The sequence below is a fragment of the Streptococcus hillyeri genome (assembly GCF_003686955.1).
In the GTDB taxonomy this organism is placed as follows: domain Bacteria; phylum Bacillota; class Bacilli; order Lactobacillales; family Streptococcaceae; genus Streptococcus; species Streptococcus hillyeri.
Genome location: NZ_RCVM01000007.1, coordinates 18,057 through 37,904, shown reverse-complemented (window position 1 = coordinate 37,904; position 19,848 = coordinate 18,057). Strand labels below are relative to the sequence as shown.

13 protein-coding genes are annotated in these 19,848 nt (G+C 40.1%); 1 reads left to right on the top strand and 12 read right to left on the bottom strand.

Features of this window, described 5'->3' with window-relative positions; all coding sequences use genetic code 11:
• Nucleotides 1-256: 256 nt before the first annotated feature.
• The 10 genes from EAF07_RS04775 to EAF07_RS04730 all read right to left on the bottom strand — a co-directional run bounded on the left by EAF07_RS04775 (nucleotide 257) and on the right by EAF07_RS04730 (nucleotide 17,415).
• On the bottom strand, nucleotides 257-5,770 hold the full coding sequence (locus EAF07_RS04775) for a SpaA isopeptide-forming pilin-related protein (RefSeq protein WP_121835192.1): 5,514 nt from the start codon (nucleotides 5,768-5,770) through the stop codon (nucleotides 257-259).
• A 659-nt stretch (nucleotides 5,771-6,429) separates the two neighbouring features.
• Entirely contained in the window at nucleotides 6,430-7,311 is an 882-nt protein-coding gene (locus EAF07_RS04770; RefSeq protein WP_121835190.1) for a class II fructose-bisphosphate aldolase, read from the bottom strand.
• 151 nt (nucleotides 7,312-7,462) lie between these two features.
• Entirely contained in the window at nucleotides 7,463-8,302 is an 840-nt protein-coding gene (locus EAF07_RS04765) for an aldo/keto reductase (RefSeq protein WP_121835188.1), read from the bottom strand.
• Between the two features lie 12 nt (nucleotides 8,303-8,314).
• On the bottom strand, nucleotides 8,315-10,060 hold the full coding sequence (locus EAF07_RS04760; protein WP_121835186.1) for a 1-deoxy-D-xylulose-5-phosphate synthase: 1,746 nt from the start codon (nucleotides 10,058-10,060) through the stop codon (nucleotides 8,315-8,317).
• Nucleotides 10,044-10,475: a MerR family transcriptional regulator gene (locus EAF07_RS04755; RefSeq protein WP_121835184.1), complete on the bottom strand. Its 432-nt coding sequence runs from the start codon at nucleotides 10,473-10,475 to the stop codon at nucleotides 10,044-10,046. Before EAF07_RS04755 ends, EAF07_RS04760 begins: the two co-directional genes overlap by 17 nt.
• Nucleotides 10,476-10,570: 95 nt before the next feature.
• The gene (locus EAF07_RS04750; protein WP_121835182.1) at nucleotides 10,571-11,554 is read right to left on the bottom strand and encodes an aldo/keto reductase; all 984 of its coding nucleotides are present in this window, start codon (nucleotides 11,552-11,554) and stop codon (nucleotides 10,571-10,573) included.
• Between the two features lie 93 nt (nucleotides 11,555-11,647).
• The gene (gene nagA / locus EAF07_RS04745) at nucleotides 11,648-12,799 is read right to left on the bottom strand and encodes an N-acetylglucosamine-6-phosphate deacetylase (RefSeq protein ID WP_121835180.1); all 1,152 of its coding nucleotides are present in this window, start codon (nucleotides 12,797-12,799) and stop codon (nucleotides 11,648-11,650) included.
• A 95-nt stretch (nucleotides 12,800-12,894) separates the two neighbouring features.
• Entirely contained in the window at nucleotides 12,895-14,529 is a 1,635-nt protein-coding gene (locus EAF07_RS04740) for a Na/Pi cotransporter family protein (RefSeq protein WP_121835178.1), read from the bottom strand.
• 146 nt (nucleotides 14,530-14,675) lie between these two features.
• Entirely contained in the window at nucleotides 14,676-15,890 is a 1,215-nt protein-coding gene (locus EAF07_RS04735) for a pyridoxal phosphate-dependent aminotransferase (RefSeq protein WP_121835176.1), read from the bottom strand.
• 130 nt (nucleotides 15,891-16,020) lie between these two features.
• Nucleotides 16,021-17,415, bottom strand: a complete 1,395-nt coding sequence (locus EAF07_RS04730; RefSeq protein ID WP_121835174.1) for a Cof-type HAD-IIB family hydrolase — start codon at nucleotides 17,413-17,415, stop codon at nucleotides 16,021-16,023.
• A gap of 143 nt (nucleotides 17,416-17,558) precedes the next feature.
• Here EAF07_RS04730 and EAF07_RS04725 point away from each other — a divergent pair, with 143 nt between their 5' ends.
• Nucleotides 17,559-18,524: an asparaginase gene (locus tag EAF07_RS04725; protein ID WP_121835172.1), complete on the top strand. Its 966-nt coding sequence runs from the start codon at nucleotides 17,559-17,561 to the stop codon at nucleotides 18,522-18,524.
• Nucleotides 18,525-18,591: 67 nt separating this feature from the next.
• On the opposite strand, the gene EAF07_RS04720 is transcribed toward EAF07_RS04725, so the two are convergent.
• Together EAF07_RS04720 and EAF07_RS04715 are read right to left on the bottom strand one after the other, a co-directional pair.
• Nucleotides 18,592-19,506, bottom strand: a complete 915-nt coding sequence (locus tag EAF07_RS04720) for an aldo/keto reductase (protein WP_121835169.1) — start codon at nucleotides 19,504-19,506, stop codon at nucleotides 18,592-18,594.
• A gap of 122 nt (nucleotides 19,507-19,628) precedes the next feature.
• Nucleotides 19,629-19,835 (bottom strand): helix-turn-helix domain-containing protein, encoded by a 207-nt coding sequence (locus tag EAF07_RS04715; protein WP_121835167.1) that lies wholly within the window; start codon nucleotides 19,833-19,835, stop codon nucleotides 19,629-19,631.
• Between the last annotated feature and the right edge of the window lie 13 nt (nucleotides 19,836-19,848).

The window sequence follows — 19,848 nt, the reverse complement described above, 5'->3', positions numbered from 1 at the left end:
TTTATAAACAACATTTCTGAGCCATATTTTAGGTATAGATATTGATTGGACTAAAGGAGGCAAGAAGAAAATAGCTTAAATAACTCTTTATACTCGCAAAAATCAAATCGAAATATTAAAAAAGAAAAAGAGAAGACCAAATATTTAGCCTTCTCTCAAACTTAGATCTTCACCCCCAGTACAAGCTGGTAAAGAGTCTAATTTATAACTAGGTATCAAGAGTTTACACTACTAACTCTAATACTACTAATCATTTTTACAAATTATGATTTTTAATTTTTAGGTACATGAACGCAGCTAGTGCTACAAGAAGAATTGATCCAGCAACACTCATCCACAATACTACTTGTTCACCCGTTCTTGGCAAAATAGATTGAGATTTTTTAGACCCAGCTTTGGTTTTTTCACCTTTATTGCCACGATCTGTTTTTTCTGTTGTGTTACCTGTACTTGCTTCAGTAGAAGATATTTCGCTTGCTGCTGTAGTGTTTGTACTTACACCAGTTGTAGTCTCACTAACCGTTGTTTCACTTGTGATTGCTTCTGTTGTCGTTTCACTTGCTGTTGTTTCACTTGTGATTGCTTCAGTTGTCGTTTCGCTTACTGTTGTCTCACTTGTGATCGCTTCTGTTGTCGTTTCACTCACTGTTGTTTCACTCACTGTTGTTTCACTTGTGATCGCTTCTGTTGTCGTTTCGCTTACTGTTGTTTCACTTGCAATCGCTTCAGTCGTTGTTTCACTTGCTGTAGTGCTTGTTTCTGTAGTTGGAGCAACTTGGTCTGTAACAACTAACTTGTTATCTGTAGAATCTACTTTATTGCCAGCTGCATCTTTAACAGTTACTTGACCATCTTCACTTACTGTGAAAGTGATGTCGGTTACTTTCAAGTAACCATTTGGCGCTACTTTTTCATGGAAGATATAGTCCCCAGCCTCTAACTTAATTGTCTTAGCTGTTTTTTCTGATGTCCATTTCTCTACGACTTTACCGTCTTTAGAAATTTCAATTTCCGCACCTTCAAGTTCTTCACCACCCAAGTTAACTTTACTGATGACAACATCTTTAGTTTCTGGCATATCTGTAACGATGAGCTTATTGTCATCTTTTACTTCTGATTTCGCCTCTGTAGCATCATCATTAACACCTTTAGATACAACAGCTACTTTTCCTTGAGCATCAACTGTGAATTTCAACTTCGTAACTTTTTGTAATCCTTTTGGTGCAACCTTTTCTTCAAAGGTGTATGTACCTGGAAGTAATTTTAACTTAAAGACTTGACCTTTTTTAGAAGTCCATTCTGCTGGGTCATGCTCTCTTATGCGATTATCTGCAATATGCCCTAACTCATTATAGATAGTGATAAAAGCGCCTTCTACCTCTTGACCTGCAATATCAACTTTGCTGATAATTACTTCTTGGGCTTTAGGCTCTTCGGCTTCATCGGTTACAACTAATTTATTGTCTACAACTTCAGCTTTACCGCTTGTTGTCGTCTTAACTACTGTGACTTTACCTTCTTCTGAAACATTGAAAGTAATGTCAGTCACAACTTTATAGCCTTTTGGTGCTGCTTTCTCATGGAAGATATAATCTCCAGCTGTTAACTTGATTGTTTTAGCCGTTTTTTCTGATTTCCATGATTCTACGACTTTACCGTCTTTTGAAATTTCAATCTCAGCACCTTCAAGCTCTTTGCCATCTAGGTTAACTTTACTGATGACAACATCGTGTTTCGTAGCTTGGTCAATGACGATGAGCTTATTCGCTTTCTCAGCATCTACTTTAGCTGTCTTAGACATGTCATCTTGTTTAGTTGAATCACCAACTTTTGTGACGTTCACTTTACCATCTACGGTTACCGTAAAATGAATATCTGTAACTTTTTCATAACCCGCTGGCGCTGCATTTTCGACAAAGATGTAATCGCCCGCTTCAAGGGTTAATTTATGAACTTCTTTTTTAGAAACCCACTTAGTAACATGTACTCTGTTACCATCAGCTGTGGCTTTGAAGATTTCGATTTCGGCTTTTTCTAATTCTTCACCACCAAGATTTTGTTTACTAATTTCGATGTTGTATTTTGTAGCTTGGTCAATGACAGTCAAGACAGAATCCTTAACTTTCGCCTCTGTACTTGTTGTTGTCACCTTGCCATCTTTATCTACTGTGAATGTGAAAGTTGTTACTACATCGTAGCCAGCGGGTGCCGCATTTTCTTCAAATGTGTATTCACCTGCTTCCAACTTCACTTTCATGTTGTCTTTCGTTGTGACATAGTTTTCAAGTTTGGCACCATTCACATCAGAAACAACATCATTTGTTTTCTTATTGCGAACAGTAACTGTTGCATTTTCAAGAATGTCACCAGCGATGTTTTGTTTACTAATTTCGATGTCATGCTTGGTAGCTTGGTCGATGACAACTAGTTTATTTTCATTAGCTGCCTCTACTTTAGCTGTCTTAGAAATTTCAGATTCTTCTTTCGAATCACCAACTTTAGTAACTTTGACCTTACCATCGGTTGTGACTGTGAAGTGAATTTCTGAAACTTTTTCGTAACCTGCTGGAGCTGCATTTTCGACAAAAATGTAATCGCCTGCTTCAAGGGTTAATTTATGAACTTCTTTTTTAGAAACCCACTTAGTAACATGTACTCTGTTACCATCAGCTGTGGCTTTAAAGATTTCAATTTCGGCTTTTTCTAATTCTTCACCACCAAGATTTTGTTTACTAATTTCGATGTTGTATTTTGTAGCTTGGTCAATGACAGTCAAGACAGAATCCTTAGCTTTCGCCTCTGTACTTGTTGTTGTCACCTTACCATTCTTGTCTACTGTGAATGTGAACGTTGTTACTACATCGTAACCAGCTGGTGCCGCATTTTCTTCAAATGTGTACTCACCTGCTTCCAACTTCACTTTCATGTTTTCTTTAGTTGTCACATAGTTTTCAAGTTTGACACCATTCACATCAGAAACAACTTCACCTGTTGCTTTGTTGCGGACAGTGACTTTTGCATTTTCAAGAATATTACCAGCGATGTTTTGTTTACTGATTTCTATGTCGTAACGCTTGTATTCATCTTTCATCACAATAGTGTCGTTTGCCACAGTTTCTTTATCTGTGCGGGTAATACCACCATTTTCATCAATTGTGAAAGTGATGTGCTCCGCGATCAAGAATCCGTCTGGAGCTTGTGTTTCCACCATTGTATAGGTGCCAGCTTCTAGTGTAAATTCTTTTTGATTCTTACCTGAAACCCAAGTCAATTCTTTTTTAGTTTTAGAATCAACAGCGATTTGTCCTTCGGCATTAGCCCCTTCAACAACTTTCAAATGAGCGTTTTCAAGCTCTTTAGTCCCGTTAACCGCAACTTTACTGAAACGAACTATTTTTTCAACTTTAATAATTGGTGCAGTGTAAGTGTTTTCCCAAATCCAAGTATCATTGCCTTCGCCATACGCCTGCGCATTATCAACTTCTTTTATAACTTTAGAAGTGTAATTTTCATACTGCCAAGTATTTCCTTCGCTATTAACTTCCAAAATATTATAAACATAAGGAATTCCATTCTTACCATGAGTATCTAGGTTTGTAAATTCTACAGTTGTTTGTCCTTTTTCAAGTTTCTTCTTCTCTACAAATTCTGTATCAGAATCACCAGCTTTTCGAATCAATTGGAAGTATACATCTGGTGTATTTTCTGGCTTGTTGACCCAGTCTTTCTGAGCTTTCAAAACCAATCTCTGAGCATCTTTATCAACAATAGTAATCGTTTGATTAGCAAGTGTGATCATATCTGCTTCATATGTTTTCTTTAAATCACCAACTCCCCCTTGCCCATTAACCGTAAAATTAAACTGTTTAACCGCTACATAATTAGCTGGTGCTTCTTCTTCCGATACAGTATATGTACCTGGTTGAAGCGTGAGCGTACGTTCCTTATCAGTTGTCTTGAAAGCAGCTACAGTCTCTTTGGTGTTCGGATTTGTGATAACCAATGTCGCACCTGCCAATGCTTGACCTTTTGAATCTTGTTTTTTAAAGGTCACAGAAGTTTCCACTTCTTTTTTGTTAATGAGTTGAACCGTAGTCTTATCCTGATCTACTTCAACATTATCTTTATTTTTTGTAAACTCCAGTGCCCCCTCACTTGAAACTGTAAACTCAGAAATAGTTGCTACATCATAACCTTCTGGCGCCTTGTCTTCAATTAGGCGATATGTTCCAGCCTCCAAGGTAGTTTCATGCAATGACCCATCTGTTGTCCAGCTATCTACTGTTGAAGTCGTTTCTTTTTCACCTTCTTTAGTAACTTTTACAATGCGTAGTTCCGCATTTTCTAATTGCTTTTCTTTCGCATCTGTACCAACTTTACCAAATTGATAGCGGAATTTATTGGTTTGCTTGTTGGTTGTAACAACAGTCATAGAGCCTTGGGCTGTATAAGTGACTTTATAACTTGTTTCATAACCCGGATAACTCCAGTCAATGAATTTATCACCTTCTACTTTACGAAGTTCCTTTACTACATATCGGTAACGTTCACTAGTACTGTCACCAGGTACTTTGTACAAAGAAAGTTGAATTTGCTTCCAGTCAACTCGATTCCGTTCTAATTTTTTAGGATTGATAAAAGTAGCCTTAGCTTGAGGATAATCAATCTGCTCTTGTGTCACTAACGTCTCACTGCCATCTTCAGAAATACGATAGATTCCAAAATAGATATTATCTGCATCTACTGCTTTGTCTTCCCATTTTTTTGTAACTTCAATATTTGGAATAGATAAAGTATCTGTTTTATCATTTGTTATCGTATAAGGTGAGTCCTCACGACCTGTTCCAGTTAAAGGACCTGCCATAAAGCCTTCTTTTTTGCCAACTTCAATGATTTTATAATTGCTAGCATGCTTTGGTAGATTTTCCCAAGTTACCACATTAGAAGCTGTTTCCTTAGCTTTTGTTGTCAATACTTTTTCAGCATCTCCATCACTAATCTCCTCAGCTTTGCTACCATCTTTATTCACTAGCTTGAAAGTAACTGTTGTTTCAGCTAAAGGATTTGGTGCGGTTGACCAACGTTTCTGAGCAAACACCTTGTAACTGACTGGCGCTTTTTCACTAGCTATTAAGTGCTGATAATATTTCTTGTTTTTTAGAGCAGTCGGACTCGCCTGAAGGGTCCGATCATTTTTAAAGAAAACTGGTTTAAAATCAGCAGGTGCTGTCAAGTCACCAGAAATCAACTTATTAAAAATCTCTTCTTCCTTACCAGATAAGTGGAAGTCCTTGGCAGTTTTTCCATCCGTAACATTCCAGATGGCATACTGGGTTAAGGCTCGCAAACGAGTCGCACTGATAACCTTATCTTCCACATAATGGTTGCCGTCCGTTGGGTAACCATAGTAAAGAATAGCATTTAACTTATCTTTTTTACTGTCAAAATTGTCAATATCAGTATTCGTTAAATCAGTTTTATCATAAATAGCCGGTCTCAGCTCATTGTTCACAGAGCCTGGAAAGGCGTAGGCATACTGTAAACAGTAAGCGACCATTTCTTCCGATAATTTCCCATCGTTGCCAATTTTGGCAATATCAATCTTGTAAACTCCATCAGCTGTCGCTGAACTGTAAGCTTGATAACGACCTGCATATTGTGACGATCCACTTTCAGCTTGAACTGAGGTCCAGTTAAAACAGTGACCACCCGACACTATGAAAACAACTAGCCCTAATAGTGCCAACAGTTTATTTTTTAAACTATTCATTTCTCTCTACTCCTAAACCATCTCTGTATTTGTCCACCAAATATAGCAGTTATCGCCCTTCTCGGCTGAAATCGCCACCGTTAGCAAACCTGTCAATCGGCTCAGTAAAAGGACTATTAAACTAAGCCATCTATAAACTTTTTTAATCATAAGTTTATTATCCTCCTATTTTTAATATATAGCTCTAAAAGATTTATTTTCCCTCCTTTACCACTTCTAATCTTAGTATGTTTTAATCTATTAAAACCATCACTACATTATATCACTTGAAGACAATCCATGTGTTTCAAGTTAATTCCTTTACATGATGATTCTCAATTTTATTTCTTATAGAAAATAAATTCTATATCCCTCCAGATGCCAGTCCCAGACTGTTTTCATTCTGATTTTCAATCCCTTTAAATAGACATTTTTCTCATTATCGGTTTTTTAACTTTCAAAAAAAGGATAAAATCTAATGCCTATTTTTTGAGCATGTGACCTATTCCTGTGAATCCAGATTCAAAAAATCCTCCCCAAATAAGAAAAGGACTCCCTAATCGGAAATCCTTTTATTTTTTATTCAACGTTAGATTAAGCTTTGTTTGCTCCAAATCAAAGATTTGTTCGCAGATTCTTATGCTTTATTTGCTCGTAATCAGAGATTATATCGCAGTTTTTTATGCCTTGTTTGCTGAACCGAATACGTCGATACGTTCTTCAACAGCACCTTGAACAGCTTTGATACCTGGTGCCAAGAATTTACGTGGGTCGAAGAGTTTTTTCTTGTCGTATTCTGCTTCGTTTGCATCGTAGTTACGTGCAAATTCACGAGTTGCGTTTGAGAATGCGATTTGGCTCTCAGTGTTTACGTTGATTTTTGCAACACCAAGTTTGATTGCTGCAACGATTTGCTCATCAGGAATACCTGAACCACCGTGAAGAACGATTGGGAAACCTGGGATAGCGGCAGCCAATTTTTCAAGGTGATCAAGAGCAAGACCTTCCCAGTTTTCTGGGTATGGACCGTGGATGTTACCGATACCAGCTGCAAGGAAGTCAATTCCAGTTTCAACCATTGCTACTGCATCTTCGATTGGAGCAAGTTCACCTTTACCAATGATTCCATCTTCTTCACCACCGATAGTACCAACTTCAGCCTCAACTGAAATACCTTTAGCGTGAGCTTTTTCAACAACATCTTTAGCCAAGCGAAGGTTTTCTTCTACTGGAAGGTGTGATCCATCAAACATTACTGAAGTGTAACCAACTTCGATACACTCAAGAACGTCTTCGTAGTGACCATGGTCAAGGTGAATAGCAACTGGAACAGTGATGTTCATTGATTCTACAAGGTTAGCGATAAGTGATTGACACACTTTGTAACCACCCATGTATTTAGCAGCACCCATAGAAGTTTGGATAAGAACTGGAGCTTGTTTTGCTTCAGCGGCACGCAAGATAGCTTGTGTCCACTCAAGGTTGTTTGTGTTAAATCCGCCGACAGCGTAGCCGTTTTCACGAGCTGCTTGGACAAATTTTTCTGCTGAAACTAATGGCATTTCGAGCCTCCTAATATTTTTTTGGGTCACGCCCATTACTCGTTTATTTTATCACAAATCCTCTCATAAATCTAGTCTCATGTTAACTCCTTTAAAATATTCTTGCTTTTTTATGCTCAAAATTTAAAAGAGAGCCTAAGCTCTCCTAATGTTAGAAATTAGCATTGTCTGGGTCTGGTGCTGTTGTCAGGCCTGAGATGTTTTTGATAAACTCTGCATCTTCTTGACTGAGTTCGATGTCTGCAAAGTCCATGTTTTCTTTGATCCGTGCTTCATGAACGGATTTTGGTAATGGCAAGAAGCCTTCGTGCCATGACCAAGCAAGAGCCACTTGGGCAATGGTTTTGCCATATTTTTCAGCCAAGGCTTTCATGTCAGTATTCCCAAAAAGTTCTCCCTGTCCAAGAGGTCCCCAAGCTTCGATGACAATATCATGCTTACGGCAATATTCAACAACTTCCCCTTGGTAGCATCCTGGTGCTAAACGAATTTGGTTGACAGACGGAGTCACTTTAGCTGTTTTTGCTAGTGCTTCTAAGTGATGAACAAGGAAGTTGCTGACTCCGATTGATTTGACAAGACCTGCTTCTTTGGCTTCTTCCATGTAGCGCCATGCTTCTGCATTGGCTTCTTCCCAATTGTCACGGAAAGCTTTTGGATTTGGCCAATGGATAAGGTACAAGTCAATATAATCTAAGTCTAGTTTTTTCAGTGACGTTGCTAGCGCAGCTTTTGCCAAATCATAAGAATGGGAATCATTCCATAATTTTGTTGTGATGTAGAGTTCCTCACGTGGAATACCGCTGTCTTTAATGGCACGGCCAACACTTTCTTCATTGCCGTAGATAGCGGCCGTGTCAATGTGACGGTAACCAGCTTTGAGGGCGTCTAGTGTTGATTGGTAAGCTTCGTTGCCATCAGCAGCTTTAAAGGTTCCAAAGCCAAGGGCTGGAATTTTATGTCCGTCATTTAAGTTAAATACTGTTGTCATGATTTAATTCTCCTATTTTAAAATATCTAAGATATCTGCTACAATTTGTTCTTTATTGAGACGGTATCTATCATAAAGTTCGGCTTGTGGCACAACTTCTGTAAATTCACGAAGGGAGCCTTTGACTAAAACTTTCACCTCTGTCGGACCAAAGAAGCCTGCAATACGCTGACCAAAACCACCGTCTATTGAGCCATCTTCAAGTGTCACCACGAGTTCATGGTTGTCTTTCAAGCTTTCCAGAGTTTTTTCATCAAGACTTGCAATAAAGCGTGGATTGATGATAGTGGCAGTAATACCAGATTTTTCAAGTTCTGTTGCGACTTCTTTTCCTAATTGCAGGAATCCACCTAGGCCAAGAATGGCTACACGACTCCCTTTTTGAACAATATCATAGTTTGGAGTGGCAAATTCTTTTTTGACATGCTGCTCCTCCATATCTTGTTGTGCTGGAATGGAAATGACGACTGGATTTTCAGTCTGTTGACTAGCAAAGCGCAGCATTTCTTTCAATTCAGCAACATGGGCTGGCGCTAGATAAATGAGATTTGGGATGGTTGCCAACATAGCACGTTCAAAAGTTCCTTGGTGCGTACGGTCACTGTTGGTAATGGTAGAACCACGTACAATCAGAACTGCTGGAACCTTATTAATCGCTAAATCGTGAGAAATCTGGTCATAAGCACGCTGTAAAAACGTGGCACTGTGAAAAATATAAGGTTTAGCCCCAGCAGTGGCAAATCCAGTCGCCATACTGATATTATGTTGCTCTGCAATGCCTGAGTCCCAATAATGATCAGGATATTTGGCTTCGATACGACCTAGACCAAAGGCACCTGGAATCGCCGCATTCATAGCAAGAACAGGCTTACCAGCTTCGATTTCTTCCTCAAGAAAATCCACGATGGTTGATTCAAAAGTCGGCTTAGCTGGTGATTGTTTCAGAGGTTCTCCAGTTTCAACATTGAATGGAGAACGCCAGTGATTGGTCTGCTTATCTTTCAAAGCCCAGTCCACACCGTGTCCTTTTTCGGTGTGAATATGGAGCAATACAGGATGATTGGCATCTTTAACTTCTTCAAACAAACCAATTAAATCTGCTATGCTATGTCCATTTTCTAAATAATGATAGTCAAAACCAAAGGCTTTAAAGAGGTTATTGTTAGCTTGACCATTGGTTGCACGAAGTTCAGCTAAATGCGGGTAAAGACCGCCGTAATTTTTAGCAATAGACATTTCATTATCATTGAGGATCACAATGAGGTTACTGTTCAATTCCGCAGCATTATTAAGTCCTTCAAATGCCAAACCACCTGACATAGAACCGTCACCAATAACTGCGATGATATTCCCTTTTTCTCCCTTTATATCACGCGCTTTGGCAAGTCCTTCTGCTAGGGCAATGGATGTAGAGGTGTGACCAATGGTGAAAAAATCATGCTCACTTTCTTCTTGGTCTGTATAGGGAGTGATATCATGGAAGTGACCGTCCACAAAACCTTGTTTTCTTCCTGTTAAGATTTTATGAGGATAAGACTGATGACTGACATCCCAGACAATTTTATCCACAGGAGCATTGAAAACCTTGTGGAGAGCAATGGTCATCTCAACAACACCGAGATTGGGGCCAAAGTGTCCACCAACTTTACTGACTTTATTCACTAAAAGTTCTCTGATATCATTGGCTAAGTCTTCTAGTTCCGAAAGGCTGAGCTTTTTGACATCAGAAGGATTATTGACTTTATCCAACACTGTCATTTTCTTGTCCTTCCTTACGCCTAATATCATAATAGGCATCTGTACGTTCTTTTTCTGTTAGTCCTTGATTTTCAAGCTCAGATAACCGACGATGAATTTTAATTTTTTCAACTAAATAATGGTGTGTTTCCTGTAAATCGTGGATTTGCTGCTCTAAATCGCGCTTTGTTTTTTCAAGTAACTCTGTTGATAGTGTGTGATTATGAAATTCCGCCAAAATCTTACGAATATCTTCTAAAGACATACCAACACGGCGGTAATGGGCAATAGCTTTTAAGCGGTCAACGCTACGCTCATCAAATTCACGAAAGCCACGGTCATTTCTTGGAATGTCGACCATTCCCTCTTTTTCATAGAAACGAATGGCATGCGCAGAGATTCCTAATTGCTCTGAAATCGTTTTGATGCTAATCACGCTAGCCTCCTCTCAATTGTTTTTCAATAATTTTCTTGTCCCCATCATACCACTTTAGAGTAAGTCTAAGTCAAGAAAGAACCTAGTTCTTCTCCTTAGTAAGCACCACGAATGTGAGAATGGACTTCTTTCCAATAGAAGTCTGACAATCGTTCTAACTCTTGCGGGCTAAATGGCAGAGCTTCTAGGCTTTCAAGATTATTATCAACCTGCTTAATACTCTTAAAACCTGGGATAACGGCTGTAATCCCTTCTTGTTGCAAGAGCCATTTGAGTGATGCTGTCGCTAAACCACCGTGCTCTTTACCAATCCATTGTACTTGGTCAACCAGTTCAATCGCCTTGTCAAAAGGAAGACCACCAAAGGTTTCACCAACATTGAAAGCCGCGCCATCACGATTATAATGACGATGATCATTTTCTGGGAAGGTAGAGTTTTTACTGTATTTTCCTGTTAGAAGTCCGCTGGCAAGTGGGACACGTGCTAAAACACCAACATGTTTATCTTTGGCTAGTGCAATCATTTCCTTCACTGGTTTTTGGCGAAGCAAATTCACAATGACTTGTAAACTGCTAGCATTTGTATTTTCAAGGACAAATTTTCCTTGGTCATCTGTCTCAACACTGACCCCATAGTAGCGAATGAGTCCTTCTTTTTTCAAATCTTCAAGCACTGTAAAAACATCCGATTGGGTAAGAATCTCGGTTGTGGGACAATGAATTTGATAGAGGTCTATCGCATCCATCTGAAGATTACGCAAGCTTTCTTCCGCATACTGGCGAACCTTTTCATAAGTATAATTTTCAGGATTAGTAAAATCATCACGACGTCCAAATTTTGTGGCTACATAAACACGTTCGCTACGCTCTTTCAAGACCTGACCAATAATTTTCTCACTCCGTCCGCCACCGTAAACATCTGCAGTATCAAAAAAATTGACACCTCTATCAATTGCATGGTTAAGAGCAGATTTGGCATTTTCCTCAGTGACATCGCCCCAATCACCACCGAGCGCCCAAGTCCCAAAACTAACGGAACTAATTGACATATCTGTCGTCCCTAATGGTCTATACTTCATAACATTCTCCTTAGTTTGTTTTCTTCCTATCCTAACACCTTAGACTAGGTCTAAGTCAAGTAAAAAAGGGGAAATCCCCCCTTTTCATCACATCTAGGCTTCAAATCGTTTTTCACCATCAATATAGGTTGCAACTAAGTTTAACTCTTTATCAAGGACAATAAAGTCTGCGGCATATCCCGCGGTTAACTGACCACAAACATTGTCGATATTTACTGATTTTGCAGGAACAAGACTTGCCATTTTGATGGCGTCTGCTGGTGTTGCCAGACCCCATTTGACAACATTTTTAAGCCCATCTTTTAATTTCAAGATAGAACCTGCTAAGCTACCATTTGACTTGAGCCTAGCTGTGCCATTTTCCACAATAACCGGAAATTCACCGAGCATATAATCGCCATCTGGGCAACCGCCCGCACGCATACAGTCTGTAATGAGAGCAACATGGTCATAACCTTTTTGTTTCATGAGGATATCACCAGCTTCAGGTACTGAGTGATGTCCGTCACAAATCCACTCTGCATAAGTGTTTGGAATGTGATAAGCAGAGCCAACCATACCGAGTTCACGGTGCGTTAAACCACGCATCCCATTATAGACATGCACCCAGACAGACGCACCAGATTCAACAGCTGCCTTTGCCTGAGCATAAGTCGCATTAGAATGTCCTAGAGCAACTGTTACACCACGTTCTTTCATAGCCGTTACAAACTCAGCTACACCTTTGCGCTCTGGTGCCAAGGCGATTTTTTTGATAAGGCCATTGGCTGCCTTTTGCCAAGCGTCAAAATCTGCTAGATTTGGATTGGACATATAGATTGGGTTTTGGGCTCCTTTGTATTCTTCTGTAAAATATGGTCCTTCAAAGTAAATACCTTGAATTTTAGCTCCCTTTTCACTGCCAGCTACACTGGCAATAGCAGCTGACGCTTTTTCCAATTGTTCAAAAGAAGAGGTCAAAGTCGTCGGTAAAAATGAAGTCACTCCCGTTGATAGCAACGCTTCACTCATATGCAATACACCTTCAGGATCTGCATCCATAACATCTGCACCACCGTAACCATGAATATGGGTATCTACCAAACCTGGTGCAATAGCATAGCCTGTGTAATCTAAAACCTCTGCTCCTTCTGGAATATCGCTCTGCCATTCTCCAAAACGACCATCCACTAAAGCCAAATAGCCACCAGATTTTGTTTCATCTGCAAAATAGAATGTATCTGCTTTAATAAACTTACTTGTCATAATTTTCACCTCGGTTAATATATTAATATTGTAAGATTTTTTTGGAAATTTGTAAACAAAAAAAGCGAGAATAGTCCCACTTCTTCTAATCAAGATTATAATTGATTTTCAATCACTTTTTCAGCAAGATTAGCTGCGTGATCTGACATGCGGGTATAGTGTGATAAGATATCCACAAAGTTCAAACCAGCTTGAGCTGAGCATTCGCCATTATTGAGACGACGGATATGATTTTTTCGGATTTGACGTTCCATACGCTGAATGTCACTATGGCGTTCTAGCAACTCCTCAGACAAGACCTTATCTCCGTCTGTAATCGCTCGAATACTGTCTAAAATCATACGGTGTGCCTTATGGTACATCTCACGTAATTCTCTATCTGCTTCTTCCGAAAAATGAGCTTCTTTACTGAACATATGATCAATTAAGACCACTAAGGCTTCAGAATGGTCACCAATGCGTTCCAAATCACGAGAAGCATCTAAGATTCCCGCTAAAACCTCATTTTCAGAAGGATTGAGAGCCTCATTTGAGATGGCGATGAGATAGTTGGTCAACTCCTCATCAATCGTATTTACCGCTTTTTCATAACGGTGAACATAATCCGAATACTTTTCATCAGCAGTTTTTAGATAGCTATAGGAAGCCTCTAAAGATTGAATGGCATATGACGCCAAGTGAATCAATTCTTTTTTAGCATTACCAAGGGCAATAGCTGGCGCCTGAGTGATTAAAATTTTATCAAGATAAAGCGCCTCGTACTTAGTAACTGACTCTTCTTGACCCGGAATGAGTTTAGTAACCAAAAATGCAAGTACACCAATGAAAGGTAAAAGAATAATCGTGTTGGTAATATTAAATGCACCGTGAGCAAAGGCTATCGTCATTTCAGGTGTCAAATGTAAGTGCCCTTGCAACAAATCAATAAAACCTGTAAAAGGTACTAACAATATCATAAAAATAAGAGTACCAATCACATTAAAGAGCACATGCGCCCAAGCCACACGCTTCGCAGCAATGGTTGAACCGATAGAGGCTAAAACCGCTGTGATACAGGTCCCAATATTCGACCCTAAAAGAATCGGAATAGCACCTTGCAAGTCCAATAAGTCACTACCATGCAAACCCTGAACAATTCCGATAATAGCTGATGAGGCCTGAACCATCATGGTCAAAACAGTACCGATAAGAACCCACATCAACGGTTTATCGCCCAAGGTTGCCAAATAATCACGAAAAGCATCAACTGATTTTAAAGGATCAACGGCATCTCCCATCAGATTGAGAGAGAAAAAGATCCCCCCAACACCAAAAATAACTCGACCTAAATTATTCAGTTTTTTATTTGAAGTGAAAAAGAGCAGAGCTGCTCCGAGCGCAATCATCGGAAGGGCATAATCTCCCAACTTGAAACCAATCATGAAAGAAGTCACGGTCGTTCCGATATTAGCCCCCATGACAATTCCTATTGCCTGTCTAAGATTAAGCAGACCCGCCGATACTAAACCAACTGTGATAACCGTCACCCCAGACGACGACTGAATGAGCGCCGACATTGCCAAACCTACTAATATCCCTAAAAACGGGTTACTTGTGTAACGATCAATGTAGTACCGTAATCGGTCACCCGCTGCCTGTTGAAGCCCATCTCCCATGTATTTAATACTGAAGAGGAACAGACCAAGTCCACCAATAAAATTAAAAACAATATCCTGCCAATTTAGCAACACTGATTTTTCTCCATTTCTGAATGTTTACCTTTACTATTTTAGTCCTTTTTAGAACTAGAAACAAGGGGTTTTACGATATTTTAAAACTAAAATAAAGAGACTGGACGAGTTTTTGCCCAGCCTCCAATGTTTATCAGGATTAACCCTTAACGTTTGTATTGATTAAGAACACGTGTTAATTTTGTTTGCAAGGTTGCCAATTCTTCCACTCGAGGGAGATAGACGATACGAAAGTGGTCTGGTTCTTTCCAGTTGAAGCCCTTACCAGGTACCAACATGACCTTTTCTTGTTTTAACAGTTGCAAACAGAATTCCTCGTCATCATCAATACGGTACATCTCACGGTCAATTTTTGGGAAAATATAGAGCCCCGCCTCTGGCTTAACAGCTGATAAGCCTGGGATATCATTGACTGCTTTGGTGATAAATTCACGTTGCTCATAAAGGCGTCCGCCAGGAATTAACAATTCATCAACAGACTGATAACCACCTAGAGAAGTTTGAACCACATGCTGGGCTAAGACATTTGAACAAAGGCGCATATTTGACAACATATTAAGCCCTTCAATGTAGCCCTTAACATGTTTTTTAGGTCCAGAGAGCACCATCCAGCCCACACGGAAACCACAGATACGATGAGATTTTGACAGCCCATTCATTGACACACAGAACACATCTGGTGCTAGGCTAGCAATGGCAATATGTTTTTTACCATCCATAACCATACGGTCATAAATTTCATCCGCAAAGATAATCAAATCATTTTGACGAGCAACCTCAACGATTTCTTCTAAAAGTTCTTTTGGATAAAGAGCTCCCGTTGGGTTATTTGGGTTAATGATAACAATCGCCTTCGTCTTAGAAGTAATTTTAGACTTGATGTCATCAATATCTGGATACCAATTGGCAGATTCATCACAAAGGTAATGCACCGCATTTCCCCCAGCGAGACTCACACAAGCTGTCCAAAGGGGGTAGTCAGGCATTGGCACTAGCACTTCATCACCATTGTCCAAAAGCGCCTGCATAGAGATGGAAATCATCTCAGAAACACCATTACCAATGTAGATATCGTCAATATCCACACCTTGAATGCCCTTGGTCTGACAATACTGCATAATTGCTTTTCTAGCAGAGAAAATCCCTTTACTATTAGAATAGCCTTCACTGTTACGAGCATTCAAAATAAGATCACGAATCACCTCATCTGGTGCTGTAAAACCAAACTCCGCCGGATTTCCAGTATTAAGGCGTAGAATTTTTTCTCCATTGGCAATCATGCGCTCAGCTTCATCCAAGATTGGTCCACGAATATCATAAGCGACATGTTCAAGTTTTGAGGATTTATTAAATTCTTTCATTATCAAATACCTGGGACGACAACTGGGCAGTCCCCCTTTCAATCACGTTCCTTATTATAGCGCAAAATCATTTAAATGAAAAGAAGAAGTCAATTCTGATGTCATGTAAAAAGCTCCAACGGAGCTTTTATCAGATTTCTTTTTTCCTTTGTTTCATTTTCGCTTTTTGGATCTGTCTATCCAGTTCTCGTTTGATGGCTGGTTCAGGGGCAAAGCGTTTTTCCCAGTCATCTGGTTTCAAGATTTTATGGGTAATTGGGTCAAAATGCGCTTTTCCGTCTGGGAAAATTTTCCCCATATTAGCTTCATGCACGGTGTCAAAGAATGGTTTCGGGTCAACCCCCATCAATACAAACGAGCCATAGGTAAAATAGAGAAGGTCTGTCAGGGCATCGACTTGCCCCACCAAAGGGTTATCAACAGGCTCTCCTTTTGCCTCCACTTTCTGCACCGCTTTATCCACAGCCTGATGAAGGTCTTCCACAGCGTTTTTAAACAAGTCTGTATTGCCACCGCTGGTTGCGTAGAGAAATTCAACAATCTCTTCTGCTTTAAAGCCTGAACGGTGACCTGCTTCCTCTAAATCATAAACTCTAGGCTTCTCGCAAGTCTCACCGTCCATAAGCTGGTGAAAGTCCTTAACTCGGTTGAAGTTGTCGTCACGGCTACCGAAGACTTTTTCTTGCTCAACATGGATTAGTCCAAAGTGGGCCAAAGCTTGCGCAATACCATCTTTATTATTGGTTTCTGTGACATAGTGAGCAACAGCTTTTACCTCTTCATTGGCATTACCCATCGCTACTGCGACACCAACTCCAGATAGCATCTCCATATCATTGTCCGAATCACCAAAAGCCATAACCTCAGACAAATCAAAGCCAAAGACCTCACCGACACGGGCAATTCCTTTTATCTTAGATTGCCCTTGAGAAATGACATCCGCTGAGTAGGGGCTACTTCTCGTCACAGTTGCAGTTGGAAATTCTTCCCTAAGCAGTTGGGTTTTAGTAGTAATCAAGACAATTTGGTAAACAGGCTGACGCATCATCGTGAGGAGGTACTGACTATTTTGGGGTTTCACACGGCGCACCAAATATTTAAAGCCCCTCTCAACTGATTTTGTCCATTTTTTAGGAACCAATCGGCTGATCACTTGACCAACGGGGCTCGTCCCCATATTGATGATATTAGAACCAAGGAGACCGTCAGCTGATCCCAAGGAAATCTCCATGCGGTTACTTGACGCAAATTTGATTGCCTTATAAATCAATGATTTTGGCAGTTGGTTTTGGTAAAGAATCTTATCACGCGTAATAATGTACTGACCGTTATAAGTAACTGCAAAATCTAACCCCAAATTTTCCATGAAAGGAGCGACAAATCCTGGACCACGGCCAGTCGCAAGACCAACTAAAATCCCTTGCTTTTTCATCTCAGAAATAGCCTTTTGGGTTGATCGCTGCACTTTTTTCATATCATTTAACAGTGTCCCGTCAATATCAAAAAAGACTGCTTTGACTGCCATACAAACTGCTCCTTTCACCTATCATTTTTTACACCTTACACTGCAAGAAAATCTCTCCTAGCGTGCGTCTCCTTCATTCCCTTACAGAAATGTGTTACAATACTTATATTATATCATATTCATTTTCAGAAAGGCTTTCATTTATGACTAAAAAAATCTTAGTTCTCCATACTGGTGGTACCATTTCCATGACAGCTGATGATACTGGAAATGTGAATCCTACCGAAAATAATCCCATGACACAGATTGATATTGACTGGAAACATTTAGACCTGACTGTCGTTGATTTTCTAAATCTTCCTAGTCCACATATCAAACCAAGCCACATGCTGGCTCTTTACCACAAAATCCGTGAAACAGCTGGGCAATTTGACGGCATTGTTATCACTCACGGCACAGATACTTTAGAAGAAACAGCCTACTTTTTGGATACCATGGCTATCCCAGAAATTCCCATCGTCCTCACAGGTGCCATGAGGTCTTCAAATGAATTGGGAAGCGATGGGGTGTATAACTACCTCTCTGCCCTACGTGTCGCCAGTCACGACAAGGCTGCTGATAAGGGTGTTCTTGTGGTGATGAATGATGAAATCCACGCTGCTAAATACGTGACAAAAACCCACACGACCAATGTTTCGACCTTCCAAACGCCTACACACGGACCACTTGGCATCATCATGAAACACGATATTCTCTTTTTCAAAACAGCCGAGCCTCGTGTACGATTTGATTTGAATAAGATTTCAGGGACTGTTCCTATTATCAAAGCCTACGCTGGTATGGGTGATGGCAGTATCATTAGTCTGCTCAGCCCTGACAATATTGATGGGGTGGTCATCGAGGCTCTTGGTGCTGGAAATATTCCGCCTAGCGCAGCTTTGGAACTCAAAAACCTGATTGACCAAGGAGTTCCTGTCGTCCTTGTCTCACGTTGCTTCAATGGCATTGCTGAGCCTGTTTACGCTTATGACGGTGGTGGCGTAACCCTTCAAGAAATGGGCGTCATGTTTGTCAAAGAACTCAACGCACCCAAGGCAAGATTGAAATTGCTGATTGCACTCAATGCAGGATTAAAAGGAAAAGAATTGGTTGATTACATTGAAGGGTAATCTGATAACACTCAAAAACGACTGCTCATCTGATGAAGACAGTCGTTTTTTTGTTTAAATCAGCCGCTTACGGCAACACATTTCCTGCGCTGCGGTAAATGTCATACCATTCTGGACGCGTCAGATTAACCTCAGTCGCCTTAGCGATTTTGGCAATGCGGTCTGGATTCATTGAGCCGATGATAGCTTGCATTTTAGCTGGATGGCGTAAAATCCATGCAATGATAATCGCTTCATCAGACACACCGTATTGTTCAGCGTAACGGCTGATTGTTTCGTTTAATTCTTTGTAATCTGGATTTCCTGAGAAAAGGCCTTTCCCAAGATCAATTTGGAATGGTGACCAAGCCTGAATCGTCACCTTGTTCAAACGGCAGTATTCCACAATGCCACTATCACGGTTAACACCAGCGTCGTTACGCATGTTGACATTAACCCCAAAATCAAACATTGGTGTGTGTGCTGGGGATAGCTGCAATTGATTTACTGCTAATGGCTCATCGAGATAAGACTGCAAGAGTTCCATTTGGTAGCGGTTTTGATTGCTGACACCGAAGTGTTTGACTTTACCAGATTGTTTTAATTGACTAAAAGCTTCCGCAACTTCTTCTGGTTCGACCAAAATATCTGGTCGGTGCAAGACTAGAAAATCAAGGTAATCTGTATCCAAACGTTTCAAAATCCCATCAACAGAATTAAGGATATGGTCTTTTGAAAAATCAAAATAGCCACGCTGAATACCGCATTTAGATTGTAAAATCAGATCCTCACGCGCAATGCCTAGATTTTTCACCGCATCACGGAAGCGTTCCTCAGACTGACCACCACCATAAATATCGGCATGGTCAATAAAGTTGATACCTGCTTCAAGACTGGTCGCAATCACCTTTTCAGCGTCAGCCACTTCTAGCGCAGCCATTCGCATACACCCAAGCGAAATACGTGACCCTTCCACACCTGTCTGTCCAATAACTTGTTTCATGTTTCTCTCCTTTGTTTTTATGGTTTTAGTATACCAAAAAATGAAAACGATTACTTATTTTAACCTTAAAAAGAGGGATTTTCTCCCTCTTTCTTACTATTTGTCTGCCCCAAGGGCAACAACTAGTCATCTTCACGATATTCCAAAATATCTCCTGGTTGGCAGCCAAGCTCCTTACAGATGGCTTCTAAAGTGGAAAAACGAATAGCCTTTGCCTTACCTGTTTTCAAAATGGAAAGATTGGCTGGTGTAATGCCAATACGCTCCGCCAAGTCACCTGATTTCATTTTTTTCTTTGCCAGTTCCACATCTAAATTGACGATAATCATGTCCCTACCTCCA